Annotated in this window: 18 protein-coding genes and 1 riboswitch; of the genes, 10 read left to right on the forward strand and 8 right to left on the reverse strand. The window is 59.8% G+C overall.

Annotated features, from left to right (window positions below):
- Positions 1-47 precede the first annotated feature (47 nt).
- Positions 48-911 (reverse strand): NAD(P)H-binding protein, encoded by an 864-nt coding sequence (locus ACNPN0_RS01495; protein WP_434692630.1) that lies wholly within the window; start codon positions 909-911, stop codon positions 48-50.
- Positions 912-1,195: 284 nt separating this feature from the next.
- A riboswitch (SAM riboswitch) is annotated at positions 1,196-1,285 on the forward strand.
- Between the two features lie 83 nt (positions 1,286-1,368).
- On the opposite strand from ACNPN0_RS01495, the gene ACNPN0_RS01500 reads away from it, so the two are divergent.
- The 8 genes from ACNPN0_RS01500 to ACNPN0_RS01535 all read left to right on the forward strand — a co-directional run bounded on the left by ACNPN0_RS01500 (position 1,369) and on the right by ACNPN0_RS01535 (position 7,836).
- A complete protein-coding gene (locus tag ACNPN0_RS01500) occupies positions 1,369-2,175 on the forward strand; it encodes a methionine ABC transporter ATP-binding protein (RefSeq protein WP_448938408.1) in 807 nt (268 codons plus the stop codon).
- A 16-nt stretch (positions 2,176-2,191) separates the two neighbouring features.
- On the forward strand, positions 2,192-2,908 hold the full coding sequence (locus tag ACNPN0_RS01505) for an ABC transporter permease subunit (protein ID WP_434692626.1): 717 nt from the start codon (positions 2,192-2,194) through the stop codon (positions 2,906-2,908).
- A gap of 43 nt (positions 2,909-2,951) precedes the next feature.
- On the forward strand, positions 2,952-3,824 hold the full coding sequence (locus tag ACNPN0_RS01510; protein ID WP_434692624.1) for a MetQ/NlpA family ABC transporter substrate-binding protein: 873 nt from the start codon (positions 2,952-2,954) through the stop codon (positions 3,822-3,824).
- A gap of 94 nt (positions 3,825-3,918) precedes the next feature.
- Complete coding sequence (locus ACNPN0_RS01515; RefSeq protein WP_434692623.1) at positions 3,919-5,136, forward strand: acyl-CoA dehydrogenase family protein; 1,218 nt, start codon at positions 3,919-3,921, stop codon at positions 5,134-5,136.
- A gap of 2 nt (positions 5,137-5,138) precedes the next feature.
- Positions 5,139-6,557 (forward strand): NtaA/DmoA family FMN-dependent monooxygenase, encoded by a 1,419-nt coding sequence (locus ACNPN0_RS01520; RefSeq protein WP_434692620.1) that lies wholly within the window; start codon positions 5,139-5,141, stop codon positions 6,555-6,557.
- Positions 6,558-6,661: 104 nt separating this feature from the next.
- Entirely contained in the window at positions 6,662-7,078 is a 417-nt protein-coding gene (locus tag ACNPN0_RS01525) for a CoA-binding protein (RefSeq protein ID WP_434692617.1), read from the forward strand.
- A 10-nt stretch (positions 7,079-7,088) separates the two neighbouring features.
- Complete coding sequence (locus ACNPN0_RS01530; protein WP_448938407.1) at positions 7,089-7,508, forward strand: MmcQ/YjbR family DNA-binding protein; 420 nt, start codon at positions 7,089-7,091, stop codon at positions 7,506-7,508.
- A gap of 4 nt (positions 7,509-7,512) precedes the next feature.
- On the forward strand, positions 7,513-7,836 hold the full coding sequence (locus tag ACNPN0_RS01535; RefSeq protein WP_434692611.1) for an antibiotic biosynthesis monooxygenase: 324 nt from the start codon (positions 7,513-7,515) through the stop codon (positions 7,834-7,836).
- A gap of 70 nt (positions 7,837-7,906) precedes the next feature.
- On the opposite strand, the gene ACNPN0_RS01540 is transcribed toward ACNPN0_RS01535, so the two are convergent.
- The 6 genes from ACNPN0_RS01540 to ACNPN0_RS01565 form a co-directional block, all read right to left on the reverse strand.
- Positions 7,907-9,940: a 5'-nucleotidase C-terminal domain-containing protein gene (locus tag ACNPN0_RS01540; protein ID WP_434692608.1), complete on the reverse strand. Its 2,034-nt coding sequence runs from the start codon at positions 9,938-9,940 to the stop codon at positions 7,907-7,909.
- A 175-nt stretch (positions 9,941-10,115) separates the two neighbouring features.
- Positions 10,116-10,328 carry a hypothetical protein gene (locus ACNPN0_RS01545; RefSeq protein ID WP_105657967.1) on the reverse strand — a complete coding sequence of 71 codons (213 nt, stop codon included), beginning with the start codon at positions 10,326-10,328 and terminating at the stop codon, positions 10,116-10,118.
- Between the two features lie 170 nt (positions 10,329-10,498).
- Entirely contained in the window at positions 10,499-11,206 is a 708-nt protein-coding gene (locus tag ACNPN0_RS01550) for an HNH endonuclease family protein (RefSeq protein WP_434692606.1), read from the reverse strand.
- A 142-nt stretch (positions 11,207-11,348) separates the two neighbouring features.
- Entirely contained in the window at positions 11,349-12,374 is a 1,026-nt protein-coding gene (gene fepB, locus ACNPN0_RS01555; protein ID WP_448938835.1) for a Fe2+-enterobactin ABC transporter substrate-binding protein, read from the reverse strand.
- A gap of 154 nt (positions 12,375-12,528) precedes the next feature.
- Entirely contained in the window at positions 12,529-14,295 is a 1,767-nt protein-coding gene (locus tag ACNPN0_RS01560; RefSeq protein ID WP_448938406.1) for a lipase family protein, read from the reverse strand.
- A gap of 111 nt (positions 14,296-14,406) precedes the next feature.
- A complete protein-coding gene (locus ACNPN0_RS01565) occupies positions 14,407-15,600 on the reverse strand; it encodes an SIP domain-containing protein (protein ID WP_434692599.1) in 1,194 nt (397 codons plus the stop codon).
- Positions 15,601-15,807: 207 nt separating this feature from the next.
- Here ACNPN0_RS01565 and ACNPN0_RS01570 point away from each other — a divergent pair, with 207 nt between their 5' ends.
- On the forward strand, positions 15,808-16,155 hold the full coding sequence (locus ACNPN0_RS01570) for a zinc ribbon domain-containing protein YjdM (RefSeq protein WP_434692596.1): 348 nt from the start codon (positions 15,808-15,810) through the stop codon (positions 16,153-16,155).
- 135 nt (positions 16,156-16,290) lie between these two features.
- Here the strand turns inward: ACNPN0_RS01570 and ACNPN0_RS01575 are convergent, their stop codons facing one another.
- Positions 16,291-16,887 carry an ABATE domain-containing protein gene (locus tag ACNPN0_RS01575; RefSeq protein WP_434692594.1) on the reverse strand — a complete coding sequence of 199 codons (597 nt, stop codon included), beginning with the start codon at positions 16,885-16,887 and terminating at the stop codon, positions 16,291-16,293.
- A 103-nt stretch (positions 16,888-16,990) separates the two neighbouring features.
- Between ACNPN0_RS01575 and ACNPN0_RS01580 the strand changes: the two genes are divergently transcribed.
- Complete coding sequence (locus ACNPN0_RS01580) at positions 16,991-18,046, forward strand: LLM class flavin-dependent oxidoreductase (RefSeq protein ID WP_448938837.1); 1,056 nt, start codon at positions 16,991-16,993, stop codon at positions 18,044-18,046.
- Positions 18,047-18,079: the final 33 nt, after the last annotated feature.

Below are 18,079 nucleotides of genomic sequence, written 5' to 3' on the forward strand. Positions count from 1 at the left end.
CTCGATCGCCGCCAGTGCCTGCCCGCTGGAACCCTAGTGCACCTGGGCTACTTGTCCAGGTTGTCCTTGATGACTTTGCCCAAGGAAGCCGGGGCGCGGCCGATCAGCTGTGCTAGCTCCCCGGAGTTCACTTCCAGTGCTCCTTCTCTAATGCGCATGTCGGTATCGACGAGGATGTGCGCGAACGGTCCGGGGACGCCGGCATCAGCGTAGATCTTTTCCAGTTGTCCGGGATCCATTTCCTGGTAGGCGATGTCCTGGCCGGCGGCAGCGCCAACCGCGCCAGCGAGCTGGGCGAGGGTGAATGGCTTGTCGCTGCCCAGCTCGTAGATCCTGCCGTTCTGGTCTTCCTTGGAAAGCAGCACGGCCGCAGCGGCATCCGCGTAGTCTGCACGGGCGGCAGCGCTGATCTTGCCGTCGCCGGCGGCACCGAGCACCGTGCCGCTGTTGAGGTAGCCCATCAGCTGGTCGGTGTAGTTCTCGATGTACCATCCATTGCGCAACAGCACGTAGTCGATGCCGGATCCGGCCAGCAGCCGTTCGGTGGCGATGTGCTCCTCGGCGAGCTTCATGCCGCCGGACAGGGCGTTGGCAATTGAGGTGTAGGCGATCAGCGAGACATCCACGTGCTTGGCCGCGTTGATGACGTTCTCATGCTGGGCAACGCGCTGGCCCACCTCGCTGGCCGAAATCAGCAGCAGCTTGTCTATGCCTTCGAGTGCGGACACGAGAGTTGGCTGGGCGTTGTAATCGGCAACGCGGGTTTCCAGGCCTTTGCCTGCCAGCGGTTCCAGCTTCTGCTCGGAGCGGCCAATTGCGACCAGATCAGCGGCATTCGCCCCGCGCGCCAGCAGCGCGTCGATGACTAGATTTCCAAGCTGTCCGGTGGCACCGGTAATTGCGATCTTCATGGGGTCCTCTCGTTGGTCTGCATTCCACTACAACCACCGTAGGCATCGCTGAATTCCCCACCCAAGATTGCTGGCACAAGCCAGCGAGAGATGGGCAGAAACTGCAAGGCTTTCGTCACAAAGAGGGGAAGTAGCGAAATGTGTCAGATTGCTACGTGGATTATTGCGTGATTTCAGCGTGGGTCCGTCCGGACTATGACTTGATGACGCCGATTGAAGTAACGTTTGCCGGCCTGCGGGCATGGACTCCAGACTTGAATTGTTCGGCTCGTACAACCGAACGCACACCATCCAGAGCGACTGAGAGATCTGGCTCAACGACGTCGCAGCAACCACCCGAGAGGGAGCGGTGCTACAGCCAGAACCGATGGAGTACTTTCACTTCGCGACGGAAAATCTGTGGAATGCAGATGATTTTCGCGAAGTGCGCTCCGCATAACCAAGCACCAAGGGAGCGATGATGATTCGTCTTGAAAACGTAACGACCGCCTTCGGCAAGGGCCAAGATCAATTCACGGGCGTCAAGGATGTCTCGCTGGAAATCCAGGCCGGAACCATCCATGGAATTATCGGATTTTCCGGTGCCGGAAAGTCAACGCTATTGCGCAATATCAATTTGCTGCAGCGTCCCACGTCGGGCCAGGTCATCGTGGATGGCGTCGAACTGACCGGGCTCAGTGAAGGAGACCTGCGAAAGCAGCGTCATGAGATCGGGATGATCTTCCAGCACTTCAACCTGCTGAACAATCGCACCGCGCAACAGAACGTCGAGCTGAATCTGAAGTTCGCTGGTGTTCCGAAAAAGCAACGCCGTGAACGTGCGCTGGAAGCGCTGTCCATTGTGGACCTCGCTGACAAGGCTGCCGCCTATCCAGGACAGCTTTCGGGCGGCCAGAAACAGCGCATCGCCATTGCCCGCGCGCTGGTCACCGAGCCCAAGGTCCTGCTGTGCGATGAGCCAACCAGTGCCGTGGATCCCAGAACGACAACGTCGGTGCTGCAATACCTCAGTGACATCAACGCCAGCCTTGGCATCACCACAGTCATCGTCACCCACGAGATGAACGTTATTAAGGCCATTGCCGACAAGGTTTCGGTCATGGAAGACGGAGCGGTAGTTGAAGAGTTCGCCCTGAGCTCGTTGCGAGAACCAGGCTTTGAACCAGTGACGCCAATCGGCCGCTACCTGATCAGTGACGAAATCACGCTTAACCGCCAGCCAAAGCAGGACCAAGCCGTCGCTGCCACCGTAGCCCGCGTATAGAGAACCTGGATTACCAATGAATTTCACGTCAGTAGTGCTAGCCACGAGCAACGGCAACGCAGCAGCTTTCAGTCTTGACCGCATCATCGAACTTGCCCCGGAAATCTGGGTCGCCATGGCGCAGACCTTTGCGATGCTGCTGGTTTCCATCCCGATCGCGATTCTCCTGGGAACCCCGCTGGGCATTTGGCTTTACTCGATGTCTCCCAACGGTTTGCGCCCACGTCCGCGACTGCACCGAATCGTTGACGGGCTGGTCAATACAATCCGTTCCTTCCCATTCCTCATCCTGCTGATCGCCATCATCCCGTTCACCCGATTCGTTGTGGGAACTACCATTGGCACCGCGGCGGTTATCGTTCCGCTGACCATCAACGCGATCCCCTATTTCGCCCGGTTCGTGGAGCAGAACATCAGCCAGCTTGGCAATGGCGTTGTCGAAGCAGCGCAGGCCATGGGCGCCACCCGGGGACAGATCATCCGTGAAGTGCTGCTGATCGAAGCCAAGCCTGCACTGCTGTCTTCCATCACCATCATGACCGTCAGCTTCATCTCGTATTCGGCCATGGCCGGACTGGTCGGCGGAGGCGGTATCGGCGACTTCGCAATCCGCTACGGCTACTACCGCTATGAAACCGGAGTCATGCTGCTAGCCATCGTGTTGATGATCCTGCTGGTGCATGCAGTTCAGTTCGTCGGAACTCGGCTATCGCGCGCCGCTGACAAGCGCTAAACACAAAACCCGCTCAACTCGCATTTCAGCAAAGGACAACACCATGGCATTCTCTCGCCGCACCTTCTTAACTTTCACCGCCGGCTCCGCCGCACTTCTCGCGCTGGCTTCTTGCGGCCTGGCAGGTGGACAGGCGGCCGGCACCGGTGACAAGACCATCAAGGTTATTGTCACCGAATCGGCCCCATCGCAGGAACCAACCAAAATCGCCCAGAAGCTGCTGGCCGAAAAGGGCTGGACTCTGGAAGCTACCTATGTCACCGACATCGTGCAGCCGAACCACGTGGTGTCCAATGGCGAATACGATGCCAACTTCTTCCAGCACGGCGCTTACCTGGAACAGTTCAAGAAGGATCAGAACGTCGACGTGGAGCCGGCCTTCTACATGTACAGCTCACCTGCCGGCGTGTACTCGAAGAAATACGACGACATCAAGGACTTGCCCAACGGTGCGACCATCGCACTGCCCGTGGATACCGCCAACAACGGACGCGCCCTGGCCCTGTTGGATAAGGCCGGTGTCCTGAAGGTAGCTGAGGGCAAGAGCGTGATCCACTTGTCGCAGAACGACATCCTGGAGAACCCCAAGGGCTTCAAGTTCGTTGAGGTAGATCAGCAGTCGCTCTCCAAGACCCTGCCTGACGTGGATGCCGGGTTCCTTTTCGCCCGGCTCGGCGCCGAGATCGGACTGAACCCGAAGGACGCACTGCTCTTTGAAGAGGAAGAAGAAGCGCTCCCGTACATCAACATCATCGGCGCAAAGCCAGGGTTTACGGACACCGAAAAGGGCAAGGCGCTGGAAGAGGCCTACCACTCCGAGGAGGTGCGCGAATGGTACGCGAGCTACCTCGACGGTGCGTTGGGCACTCCTTGGGACCGCGATCTCGAAGCGGACTTCGCCACCTGGAATAAGTAGGCCCTTGGCCCCACGACGCTGAACTTCGGCGTTGTGGGGCACCACATTTTCCGACTCCTTTACTCAAAGTATCGACGTCCTGCAGGGAGAACCAATGACGATGATCGCCGCACCCGCAATCGAAAGCCGCTACCAGGAACTACTGGAGCGATTCCAAGCGGTCTTTGCCAGAATTGCTGAAGGAAGCTGTGAACGCGAGCAGCAGCGCATCCTGCCTTTCGAGCAGGTGCAGTGGCTCAAGGATGCCGGTTTCACCACGCTGCGCGTGCCAGAAAGCCATGGCGGTTCGCCTATCAGCCACGAGCATCTGTTCCGCTTGCTGATCGAGCTGGCCGCGGCGGACTCGAATGTGGCGCACCTGCTGCGCAGCCACTTCTCCTTCGTAGAAACCATCTCCCTGCAGCCGGCAGAGTTCCAGGACCGCTGGTTCCCGCGGGTGCTTGCCGGGGAAATCTTCGGCAACGCCGCGACCGAGCGTGGCGGCAATGCCCTTGGCACCACCAATACCAAGCTGGTCCAGACCGGGCAAGGCTGGGTGCTGCGCGGCGAGAAGTACTACACCACTGGCTCGATCTTCGCCGATTGGGTAGTGGTCATGGCGACCACCGACGGGATCGAGGGGCGCCAATACGCCATCGTCGATCGCCATGCCGAGGGCGTGGAGATCCTTGACGACTGGGATGGCTTCGGCCAGCCGCTGACCGGTACCGGCACCGCGATATTCACTGACGTTGCGGTGGAAGAAGCCAATATCATTCAGCGCAAGATAGCTTCCACCCTTGAACCTGCCTTCTTCCAGCTGTGCCTGCTCGCCGTACTGGCCGGTATCGGCAAGGGGGCCCGCAATGCCGCCGCAGACATCGTTGCCAACCGCACGCGAACCTTCAATACCGGCTCCGGCGCGCTGTTCAAGGATGACGCGCAGATCCAGGAACTTGTCGGCCGTTTGGCGGCCAATGTCTTCGCTGCAGAGAGCATCGTGGTCACCGCAGCCCGGGAACTGGATTCGGCGCTCGACGAGGATCTGGGCTTGGACCCGCAAGCGGCCTACCTGCGCGCAGAGCTTGCCGTCCAGCAAGCCCACGTGGCCACGCCGAAGCTGGTCCTGGACGCCACCAGCGAGCTCTTCGACGTCACCGGGGCCTCGGCGATTTCGACCTCCAAGTCGCTGGACCGCTTCTGGCGCAATGCCCGCACGGTGGCCACCCACAATCCGGTGGCCTTCAAGGCACGCTCGGTGGGGGACTACTTCATCAACGGCACCATTCCTACTGGTTTGAACTCGATCGGCGAAGCAAAGGCAGGAAAATAATCATGGGTACTTTCAACGAACGCCCGCGCTTGCTGCTTTCGGCCTTCTTGATGAACACCTCCAGCCACATCCTTGGCGGAATGTGGCGCCACCCCGAAGCGCAGCAGCATCGGTTCCATGAACTGGGCCTATGGGTTGACTTGGCCAAGAAGTTGGAAGAGGCCAAGTTCGATTCGCTGTTCTTCGCTGACGTGGTTGGCCTTTACGGCGAGCATGAGGGTGGTTGGGCATCGCACGTACGAAAGGGACTGCAGGTCCCCAGCCATGATCCGCTGGTCCTGCTTTCGGCATTGGCCGCCAGCACCAAGGACATCGGCCTGGCGATGACCAGCTCGGTCATCCAATCCCATCCATTCCAGTTTGCCCGGCAGATCTCCACCCTGGATCATCTCTCGCAGGGGCGTGTAGCCTGGAATATCGTCACCAGCGTACTGGAAAATGCGCACCGCAATTTCGGCGGGAAAGAACTGGTCGGGCACGAGGACCGCTACGGTTGGGCCGAAGAATACGTCGACGCCGCCTATAAGCTGTGGGAGGGCTCCTGGGAAGAGGACGCCTTGCTGGCCGACAAGATTTCCGGAATCTACGCAGATCCGGCCAAGGTCAACAAAATCAACCACCGCGGCGACTACTACTCCATTGACGGTCCGCACCTGGCACTGCCAAGTGCCCAGCGCACCCCGTTCCTATTCCAGGCTGGTTCGTCGGCACGCGGTTCGCAGTTCGCGGCCACTCACGCCGAGGCGACCTTCCTCTTTGCCCCGCACGCACAGTACGTGGCGAAGAAGAATGCCCAGCTGATCGAGCACCTGGCTGCTGCCGGACGCGGCCGCGATGACATCAAGGTCTTTGCCGGCTTGTCCTTCCTCGTCGGTTCCACGGAAGCTGAAGCCAAGGCATTGGAAGCCGAATACGACGAGTACCTGGACTTGGACGCCATCATCGCGCACATCGGCGGCGGTATCGGAGTGGATCTGGGCGGACTGGATCTGGATACCCCGATCGGCCAGATCCAGACCGAGGGCGCGCAGGGAGTACTTGAAGCAGCCCGGGCTTCGGTGCCCGGCGGCAATCCGACCCTGCGCGACTTGGCCTACTACCGCGCCAAGGCACAGCAGATTTCGGGGACCCCGGAACAAATTGTCGATGAGCTCGAACGCTGGCAGGATGCTGGTATCGATGGCCTGAACGTGATGAATCATGTTCTTCCCGGCTCCTACGACAACTTCATTGAAGGAGTGCTGCCCGAACTGCGCCGCCGTGGCCTGGCCCAAAGTGGATATGCCGAGGGCAGCCTGCGCCAAAAGGTCTTTGGCCGTGGCGATTACCTGCCCGCGCATCATCCGGCGGCTAAGCACCGCGGGGCGTTCTCGCAGAACAGCGCGGCAGCCACTGGGAAAGCGGTTCAGCTGCAGCAGTGAATTCCGAACGCTTGGAAGGCCAGTGGCATGGGCGGGTCCTGCCAACTGGACGTACTTCAGTACCTGGACGCCAAAAGTGCCAGCGACGCGGTATGGTGTCGTGCATGGACACGCAGCACGTAAATAATTCGGCAACAATCCGCAGGCTGTTGACCACGCCTGGACGCTGGGCGGTTGTCGGGCTGACCAACAACCCTGCTCGCGTAGCTCCGTCCATCGCGCGTTTCCTGCGTGATGAACTGTCGATGCAGGTTATTCCGGTGTCGTTAGGCGCGGAAACTGTGATGGGCGAACCGGGCTTCGCGAAGCTTGCTGACATTCCAGGCCCCATTGACGTGGTGGATTGCTTCGTGAACTCTTCCAAGGTGGGAGACATCGTTGACCAAGCCATCGCCGTGGGAGCGAAGGCGGTGTGGTTGCAGCTGGGCGTCATTGACGAAGCCGCCGCCCGACGGGCCAAGGACGCGGGACTGGATGTAGTGATGGATACCTGCCCCAAGATCGAGCACCCATTTCGCTAGCGAGGCATTGATGGCAACAACAGCTGGGCAAGAAGAATTGGAAAATGCGTGGACGCAGCTGTGCCTGCGCATGCCGTGCGCTTACGCCGATTACCCCTTTGGCCCTGACAGCACCGTATTCAAGGTGGCGGGCAGGGATCCGGGCAAAGGCAAAATATTTGGGCTGCTCATGCACCTGCAAGGCGAATTGGTGCTGAACCTGAAATGCGAACCGGCTCTGGCAGACCAGCAGCGCAGCGAGCATCCGCAGATCACCGCGGGCTATCACATGAACAAGAAGCACTGGAATTCGGTTCGTGCAGGACTCGACCCGCAACTGATGGGCGAGCTCATCGAGGATTCATACGATTTAGTGGTCGACGGCATGCCCCAAAGGGATAAAGAATACATTCGTTTGCAAGGCGCAATTAACAAGGGAACCCTAGACTAGAGACATGTACTTCATCGTTGTTAAATTCCAAGTAAAGCCAGAATCCACCCCGAACTTCATGGGCCATGTCGCTGAATTCACCACGACAACCCGCGCCGAAGAGGGCAACATCTTCTTCGATTGGTCCGTGAGCGTCGAAGACCCCAACGAATTCGTCCTGGTTGAGGCCTTCCGCGATGACGAAGCCGCGGCAAACCACGTGAACTCCGCCCACTTCGCTGCCGGTCTTGAGTCCATGCGACCACACCTGGTCTCCACCCCGAAGATCGTTTCCCGCAAGGTAGACGGCGAAGGCTGGGATTCCATGGGCGAACTGGTCATCGACTAAGTTATTGGGACAAAGGCAAAGGGAAGAACCTCTTGGTTCTTCCCTTGGCCTTTATCTATGCCCTTGGGCTCTAGCGTCCGGTCTTGTTGCCGAAGCGGCGTATCAGTACCAAGGCGATGCCTGCCAGGACAACGACACCGGCGACGATGCCGATCCAGCTGGTGCCGAATCCGGTATCGGCTAGATCTTCGGAGTCCCGGTTCTGGGAATCATCCTTCTGCTCGTCCTTAGGCTCGCCAGACGAGTCAGGGGACCGGGTCGCGTCCCCAGTTGGCTCTGGCGAACTGGTAGGTTCTTCGGTCGCGTCGTCGGTTGCATCCTCAGATGGTTCCGGCGAATCAGTTGGATCCCCGGTTGGCTCATCCGAAGGATCCGGCGACTGCGTTGGCGCAACAGGCTCTTGCAGGACCGCGCGGCCCAGCGGAGCCGGCTCAACAACGTCGTGTGCCTTGAAGTAGTTCACGGTGGCGTCCAAATCGATCTGGCCGGAGTCAGCATGATCGGTGCCGGCGGCAAACGCAGCGAAGTTATCGCCACCGGTAGCCAGGAATGCATTGGCTGCGACACGGAAGGTTGCTTCCTCGTCCAGCGGCTCGCCCTTGAAGGTGATGTCCTTGATGTGCTCGCCCTGGGCAGCATCCTCGACGTAGGTGTAGGCGAGGCCCTCGGAAATACCCAGATGCAGCTTGTTGCGTTCCGATCCTGCAGGCTGCCACTGCTGCTCCAGGGCCTCGCGGATCTGCGCCCCGGTGAGGTTGAAGGTGATCAGGGTGTTGGCGAATGGCTGGACCTCGGCTGCGGCCTTGTAGGACACTGTGCCATCTTGGCCGTAGAGCAGGTCGGCACGCAGGCCGCCTGGGTTCATGAATGCGATCTCGGCTGGTTCGCTGGCGAAATCCTCATTAGAGGTAGCCCACAGGTGGATGTCGGCTACGGTGTTGCCCAGGGTGGATTCAACGCCTCGGTCCTGGCCGGGTTCTTCTCCACCACGAAGGATGTCTTCAGAGATGGCGCCGATCTTCACGCTGCCGACCACTTCAGCTTCGGCTTCAGCGGCGCTAACGATTTCTGCGACCTGGGCATTGGCATCAAAGTTGCCCACCCATTCGCCGTCAGCACCCTCGGTTGCCAAGGCGATGCGCTCGGTAGCGGCCTCGGTGACTTCGCCAGTCTCAGGATCTACCTGCAAGGAAACCTTGCCCAAGGTGGTGCCGTACTGGTGGGACTGGATCACCGGGCGGCCCGCGATTTCGCAGTCGTAGGACTGGTGGGTGTGGCCCGAGAAGATCGCGTCGATCTCGTTGCTGGCCTCGCGAACGAGCTCGCCATAGGCGCTGTCTTCTTCGGCAATATCTGCGCACTGATCGCCAGCGGAACCGTTGTGGGTCAGCAGCACCACTACATCTGCCTCGCCGTTCGCGTCATCGCCATCGGAGAGCTGCTCAGCTACACGGTTCGCTGCTTCCAGTTCGCTGCCGAAATCCAGGTCGGCGATGCCAGCTGGGGAAACCAGTGAAGGCATGTCTTCGGTAACGGTGCCAATGAAGCCCACGGAAATACCGGAGATCTCGCGGATCGCGTATTCCTGGAGGGCAGGAGTCGTGGTGCCCTTTTCGTAGACATTGGCGCCCAATGCGAAGTCGGCGCCGTTGACACCGCTGGAATCGGCGTAGCTGTCGATGACGCGTCCGGTCAGGTCCGCGAAGCCCTTGTCGAACTCGTGGTTGCCTACTGCCGAGACATCCAGGCCGCCAGCACCCAGGGCAGCGATGGTTGGTTCGTCATCCTGCGACGCGGAAGCGAAGGTTGAGGCGCCGATGTTATCGCCGGCGGAGACGAATAGGGTGTTTTCGTTTTCTGCACGCATTCCATCTACAGCACCGGACAGCACAGCAGCTCCGGCAGAGCTTCTGTCAGCAGAAATGCGTCCATGGAAGTCATTGATGCCAACTAGATCAATGGTGACGGCTTCAGTACCCGCCGCTGGCGACAGGGAAGCACTCTGCGTGGATGTAGCCTGAGCTGTTGCGGCACCGGTGGCGGCCAGCGAAATCGTTGCCAGCGAAGCGAGACCGAGTTTTCTTATCTGCCTGAATGCAGGCATGGGTACTCCTAAAAGTGACGAGTGTGACAAGACATATGTCTATCGCATCTGAATGAACCTGTCGATGCTTTGGCGTTAAATTTAGGTGCAGAAGTACAAGTACTGTCGGTTATTCAACAGAAGCAACCTCCCAGCCATAGGCCAAGAGGTTGCTTCTGATGAGAGGAGTATGCAGTTATTGCTGACGCTTATGCCGCGGGTCACCTGCGGTGACGGTGGAAGTTCCAAGGATCGCACTCAGCAGCAGCATGGCTGCTCCAATGAACATGAGGGTGGAGACGACCCAGCAGGCCGTGGCTGCCTCGCGCTGCGTGGTGGTCAGTGCAAAACTGAAGATGCACACGCTGGAAACCAGTAGGAGGACTCCGGGGATTCGTGTCTTCATCATGCGCCCTTGCAGTAGAGGATTAGGCCAAGCCATCGCAGAACATAATCGCTAACGTGTTGAATAATATCCATTTTGCCACAAGTCCATCGATTTGACGATAAGCCTTAAGGTGGATGTTTCCGTGCGATGTCCTGCGTACGGTTATGAGGCCCGGCGAAGCTGCCTGACTGCTAGATGCAGGATTTGAGGATGTTCCCGATCGCGGTGTGCTCTGCCTTGGTCATCCAAACGTCGTATTTGGCTTTTACCTGGGTCTGCCGCGAGACGTAAGTGCAACGGAAGCTCTTGTTGGGCGGCAACCATGATGCCGCGTCCTTGTCGCCTTTGGAAGCATTAGTGGGGCCATCGGAAGCCAGCAGGTTCAGCGGGTCATTGGCAAATTCCAAGCGGGTCTCGGCATCCCAGCGCTGCGCGCCCTTTTGCCAGGAATCGGACAGGGCGACAACATGGTCGATTTGCACGGCGGTGCTGGTGCCTTGGCCGCGCTTGAATTCGATGGTCTTGCCCGTGTAGGGATCATCGAACGTTCCGCTCAATACAACGCAGGGTCGCGTGGCCGGTTTATATGTCACGTCCACCAAATCGCGCGAGAGGATGTCGTTGCGCGCATCGCATCCATTGCGGTCCGGATCTTTCCATCCCTTGCCGAATTCCGCTCTGTCGTAGCCGGTTTTCGGTGCGCGGCCTTTGACCGTAACTTCATTGAGCAGTTCAAGGGATTCTGCGTAGATATCGCGTTGTTCTGCGGTGCTTGGCGTCGGTGCGGCTTGGGCATCAGGAAGGGGCGGGAACTCAATGGTCTCCAATGAAGAGCACGAGCTCAGAGCCAGGGTGGACAGGAGGGCGAACAAAGATAAGGTGCGACGCAGCGAACGCATGCGGTAGTACTACTCCTAAGGTGGCCGGTGCTTGAGCTAGAAGATGCTCTGACTTGAACTATAGGCAGTGGAGCGGACCATTTAGCCGTCCATGATCCGTGTTGTGGCGTGAGGTCGGATGTACCGGCTTCAAAGAATGCTGCTACTCGAGCTCAGAAGAGCCCAGACCTGGAAAATCGTGTTCGAAATAGTCCAAGATCTTCTGGGTTGCGTAGTAGTCCAGAAGGTGGGCAGTGGTGAGCGGGAAGACGCTGCCGCTCTGCACCGATGGCAGCTGGGCTAGTGATTCATCCGAGGTAAATGCCGTGGTCGATTTTTTGCCCGCGGCCAAGAGGAAGGTGGCGTCTCCAGTGAGCGTTGCTGGCAGATCCCTGTAGCTGACGAAACTGAAATCTTCTCTTGGCTGTGTGGAAGTGTCGAACTTCTTTGGCGTGGATACCACCGTGAAGCCGAGTCCTCTGAACAGCTGCGCATGCGGCCCGGTGGTTTTAGCGATCGGGGATATGCCATGGGCTGCGTAGGAAATGATTGAAGCCGTGGTTCCGGAGGGGATTGCCAGCATGCTTCTCAGTGCTGAAACCCGTTCGTTAATGGCTGCAGTGTTCTGCTGTGCTCGTTCTTCGGTACCAGTGGCTTCCCCGAGCAACTTTGAAAGTTCGTTCCAGTCCTTATCTGCGTAGTCCACGACAATGGTTGGTGCAATCTTCCTCAGCGCACCTACGTTGTCGACTTCGGAGTCGGCTCCTGTTGCCGCCACGATGATGAGGTCGGGTTTCTGGTCCTCGATTTCATCCAGATCGAACTTCCCGATTTCGTAGAGCGGATCAACTTTGCGATCCGAGGCAACATCAGCCCAATGCTTGAAGAAACCGTCGCCATCGGTATCAGGCCCCGCCGGCGCCGTTGCGCTGGCAATGACCGGCGCGTCCAGGGCCAGCAGTGAACCCGTGAGTCCTACCGAGGTCGAGACGATACGTTCAGGTTTTGCCGGGATCCGTATGGGGTCATGCATTGAATCAGTCAAGGTGCGTGGCCAATGCCCGGATTCAAATGCCGCGGTGCCCGCATCTCGCCCTTGCTCGTCAGGTAACGCCACGCAAGAGCCAAGGGAAAAGGCCAAGATGCCAAGGCACAAGGCAACTGCGATTCGGGACAAGCTGGGACGCACTAGGATTCTCCTGGGCCGACGGCCAGAAAATGGCTAGGCGGCATTGAACGGCAATGAATTACTGGAAGTCTTTCCGAACCTATTTTATGTTCCCCGGACACGGGCCCGTGCGCTGGTGCAAGAACAAAAGGAATCAGAGCGGCATCGCAAACGGTTATTTCCTGCACAGGGTGGAGCCTTGCGGGAAAGCTGGCTTCCCCTCAAGCAGCGAGTGGGTGAAGGCGACAAGATCTTCATTGAGTGCCGAGTCTGCCCCGACGAGCGGCATGTGGTCCAGTCCGGAGTACTCGAGGTAACCGATCTGGGCCTCCGGGGTACAAGAAGTTCTGAAGAACTCGCGCTGCATCGAGGGCAAGACCAATGAATCAGCAGCGCCCTGGGCAATGAACGCCGGGTAGCCCGCCGGAACGATGGACGAATTGCGTTTCAGCACCGAGTGCAGCTGGCCGTCGAGAGCCTCGGAACTGAGAATCGGTTCGAAGAGCTGACTGGCCTTGGCCAACCCGGTCAGCGCGCCCGTACCGGAAAAGCAATTCTGGGATAGCTGGTTTACCGCCATGCGAGAACGGGTCGTCAACCGCTCGTCGAGGCCCAGATCCGGATACAGCTGGTTCCAGCTGGCGGCAATGTAGCTGGAAATGATTTTTCCCGCCGAGGTATCAGCAACCGACTCGGCCAATTCCGGAAGGTTGGTTGCCGGGGCCATGGCGGCGATGCCGAGAATCTCCAGGTTCGGAGCGTAGTCTCCGGCGGCTTCAGCCGTAGCCAGTGCCGCATGCCCGCCCTGGGAATGGCCCCACACTACGCTGGACTGTCCTAGCCGGACTCCTCGTGAATGCAGGTCTTGCAGCTGACCTGCAGCAAGGGTCGCGTCAAGCACCGCGTACGCCTCGGCGGCCGGAATCAAATAGGGATGAGGGCCGGCGGTGCCCAAGCCGACGTAATCGGTAGCGACTACTGCCCATCCGTCAGCCAACATGGTTTCACGGGCAGCAGCTGGACCATCATCAGAAGGATTCGGTCCCATGGACAGCGCGCACTGGGACATGACGCCCTTGGTCCCATTGGCCCATGAGATGACAGGTAGGGTTCCCGTGGCGGACTCGGCCACGGTCACCACGCCTGAAGCTATTGCAGGAGTGCCATCGTGACCTTGCGTCGTATACAGAATTCGCCAGGCGAGAGTGTTCGGCGGAGTGCTCTTGGCCAGCGGTTCCGCGCGCAGCAACTGGCCATGGGCAGCAGGAACGCTAGCTGGCGGCAAGTAGAAATCATCCGCGGCGGCCGTATCGCTTTGGCTATGCAGAAAAGCGGTGAGCGTTCCGAGCCCGAGCACGGCGACGAGGCCAATGGCGCTCAATCCTGTCAGGCTCGCGCTACGCGCAGTGCGGAGCCAGCCAGGAATTGCCGGAAGGCGAGGCCGGAGAAAAGACCACAAGCAGTGGACTCCCAAAAGGAATAACCAGCCGCCGAAAGCGACGCCGAGCACCCACAAGGAAAGCCTGGGCCAAAACACCACCAGAGCCGCGCCAAAGACACCGGCAAGTGCTGTGAGAGCGCCGCGGAAGGAATGCTGCCGCTGCCCGCGGAGCACCGATGCCAGTCGGAGCACTCCGCCCAGGAGAAGAACCAGTGAAGTCGCCAAAGCCAGGACCGGCAAGCTGGCGCGATGCCAGAGCGGGAGGGCGACCCCGCTGAGCACCAGCAGGCCGCCCGAAAGCATCACTGGCCAGCGGCGAACGGAGTCCTGTTGAGCCTCGGCAAGGCGCACCAGGCCCGCAATCAACAAGCCAGCGCCCAGCAGCCAAATGATCAGCCGGACCGCGCTCGCCGAGTTGAGCATCAGGACGAGTCCGAGGGCAATCAGCAAAACACCGCCGAGAAAGCGCGCGAAGTTGCTGGTGCTATCGGGCTGAGCCATGGACACTCCTCGGATAACCAGTGCGAATGCGATGCTTCCAAGGTTATCGGAGTTAAAGAGCTTGTCCCTGTGCGTGCCGTTGTGATGCTGCGGATCACTCTGATCCAGCTTCTAGCGGCGTAATCTCCCTTCGCGCAGGGTCCAGTAAGAGGAAATGTGGGAGGAGCGCTTGTCGAGGTGCCAGTGCCGCGCAACTTGGCTGATCTCTTTGACCGTGGAACGCTCGGCATGAGCGATTAGCCCAAGCCGCAGATGGGGCAGCGGCAAGGAACGGAGCTCATCGGCCAGCAATGAGCTGCGGCCCGCCGGAACGCCGTCACGCGGCAGCCAGCGTAAATCAACGCCTGGAGGATGTTTCACGTCAAACATTGCGTTCTGATCGGCAACTTCGAGCAACGCTAGACCGCGCGCATCCGCGGGCAATGCTTCGAGGGCTTTGCAGATCGCCGGGATGCCTGCTTCATCCGCGGCCAGCACGTAGTAGTCGGCATTCAGCGACAATGATGATTTGCTCCGTGAGGGGGAAATGACCAGTGGGTCCCCGGGCTGCGCTGTCCCGGCCCAATGGCCAACAGTCCCTGGCTCCCCATGAACTACGAAGTCGATCGCAATTTCCGGCACAACCGCGTTGATCCAACGTATCGTGTACGACTTGGAACGCGGAACCTGGTCGCGGGGCAGGCGCTGCCGCAAGGCGCGCAGATCATAGGGAGGCTCTAATCCGAGGGCGGGGTCAGCGGCAAAGACTTTCACGTATTCATCAATCGCCCCGTTGGAACGGTAGCCATCCAGATCGGGGGCGCCGGCGATGATGCGCACCATCTGGGCGTTCAGCTGTTCTACCCGGGTGATGGTCAGAATGTGCTGATCCACCTTTTCCCTTGGCGGATCCAGATATCCCAAGGCGGGGGTGTGCTGGGCCAAGGGCTCCTCGTAGGTTTCCGAGTAGCTGCGCGTCTGCGCAGGAGCAAATGGCTGCGGGGCAAGCTGCTGCGCGGGCCCCTGCGCCGTTGAGTGGTGGTAGTGCTTGAACGAGGTGCGCAGTGTCTTATCCAGGACTTTGCGTGCCGCGGTGAGTGCCGCCGCGGCGCCGGCACGTTCGGCAGCGGCCAGCAATTCGTCGGTTTCCTGCTCGTTGAGCACAGAGCTGTTGCCGATGTTCCGGTACAGCTGCTCTTTGGCCACCGCGTATCCTGCCTTTGCCCCGGCCTTTTCGGCCTGAGCGAGGATTTCCAGGATGAGCCCTTCCCTTGGCGTCACCGTGTACTGCGGACCGTAGCTCTTGTACTTGTGGTGCTTAGACATGGTGTGCCCCTAACCCGGCCGGTGTGGGCACCAGCCTGTATGCCTGAGTATGGGGTATATCCGGCGTGGAAAACAAGTAATTTCAAGCTGGAGGGCAGGAAGTGTTCAAGGCCTGGGGTTCGTGCCATTTCCAGCGCGGAATTCCGGGGATTATTCGATATCCGATTCATTCGACATGGGGCATATCCGGTCACTAAAATCAGCTTCATGTCTGATACCTTGCCACCGTGCCCTGAATGCTCCAGCGAGTACACCTACGAAATGGATGCCCTGCTGGTCTGCCCAGAGTGCGCGCATGAATGGAACGCTGAGGCCGAAGCAGCCGAAGCTGTCGAAGCAGTGATCAAGGATGCTGTCGGCAATGCGCTGCAGGACGGAGATACCGTCAGCATCACCAAAACCATGAAGGTCAAGGGCGCGCAGAGTGCGCTGAAGGCCGGAACCAAGGTGCGCAATATCCGCTTGGTCCAAGGCTCTGGCGACCATGATATCGCCGCCAAGGTGGACGGCTTCGGCCAGATGGAACTGAAGTCTTCCATCGTCAAGAAGATCTAGGCGTTCCGCCCGCAGTTCCTCAGGCTCCCAGCATCTACGGATGGTGGGAGCCTTTAGTTTTCCATGCTGCTTGGCACGTGCCACGGCATGCAAGGTCCTCTACTGCGCCGCTGGCGGGAATCCTCAGGCCATGGGCTAGGCGGAAGAAGAATCCTGCCGGCTCTTCTTCTTGGCGTACGAACGGGCCGCCCGCACGCGATCACCGCAACGCGTGGAGCACCAATGCCGGCGGCCATGGGTCTTGAGCAGGTAGCGGGTGCATGGCTCGGCCTCGCATTGGGCCAGCAGGCCCGCTTCTTCGCTGCTCAGCAGTGCTGCGGCGTCCTCGGCAAGTCGCGACATGGCGTGCTCGGTCAATTGCGTGGCGGGGTGTTCCAATGCGCGGAAGAATCCTTTGCCCGGCTCATGGTGAAGCAATGGGGTGCTCGGTGCTGCCAGCAGTGCGGCGTTGATGCCCTGCAGCACTTCCCGGGCCACGGGCGTGCCCGTGGCGCTGGCATGGAATGCTTTCCTGATCTGGCTGCGAAGGGTGACCAGCCGATTCTGGCAATAGCTTTGCAGCGCCGCTTCCTGGGGCACGAGACCCCGCACGATGAGCCATTGCGTGGTGTCCTCCGGGCTAGCCAGCGCGTCGAAGCTCTTGCCGCCAGGCAGCTGGATTTCGCTGTTGGCCAGATCGATGCTGCAGTGCTGCGCGGTTCCGGGGCTCGGGGGAAGGGGCATCTGGGACATGTTCCTCATGGTATCAGTATTGCTTTACCGTGATCACCTGCTAGTGTGTGTATCACGGTAAAAAGTAGAAATAACATGAGAAAAGAGGTTGACCTTGCAGCCAGTGCCACGATTCGGCTCCGCTCCCTTCGCCCTGTCGGTTCACACCGGAGGCGGACCCGGTGTAGGGCAAACCGCCCAAGATGGCCTGCAGGACACCATTGATAGCGCCAAGGCTGCGGATCAATCCGGATATCACCGTTTCTGGATGTCCGAGCACCATGCCATGCCCGCGCTGTCCGTGGCATCGCCGCTGCTGATGATGGCCCGACTCACCGCCGACACCCAGCGGATCCGGTTGGGCGCGGGCGGAGTGATGCTGCCCAACCATGCGCCGCTGGTGGTCGCGGAGCAGATTGGCATGCTCGAAGCGCTGGCTCCCGGGCGCATCGACCTGGGAGTCGGGCGCGCGCCAGGTACCGATGGGGCCACCGCGGCCGCGTTGCGCCGCGGAACCGGAGCCAACGAAACCTTCGACGAGCAACTGGCCGAGCTCGTGGGATTCCTGAATGATGATTTCCCCGCAGGGCACCCCTACAGCGAAGTCCATGCAGTGCCCGGCCCGTGGCAGAACGAGCAGAACCGCCTGCCCGCACCGGAAACGCAGACCCCGTTGTGGATCCTGGGCTCCTCGCCGTATTCGGCGCAGCTGGCCGCGCGGCTGGGCCGGCCCTACGCCTTCGCCTTGCAGTTCGGCGATGCCGATATCGACACCGCGCTGCGCATCTACCGCGAGAACTTCGTGCCCTCGGCAGTGCTCGACCGTCCATACGTGCTCATCAGCCAAAGCGTCATCGCGGCCGAGGATCCAGAATACGCCCGTGCCGAGGCCTCGACCATGGCGATGGCCATGCTGCGGATGTTCAAGCGTGAACCCTTTGCACTGCTATCCGCCCAGGAGGTCGCAGAATATCCAGCCACGCTCAATGAGCGAGCGATCATTGACATGTACACCAACCGCACCCTGGCCGGCACGCCTTCCGAAGTGGCCCAGCGCCTGGAAGCGCTGCAGCAGCGGACCGGAGCGGACGAGTTGATGATGGTCCTTGGCAGCCACACCCCTGGCGCAGCGGTGCAAACCGTGCAGCTCATGGCCCAGCACTACCGGCCGGCTGAATAAAACCTGAAACACCCGGTGCCGTATGGCGCCATC

It is taken from the genome of Glutamicibacter sp. AGC84, from assembly GCF_053543575.1.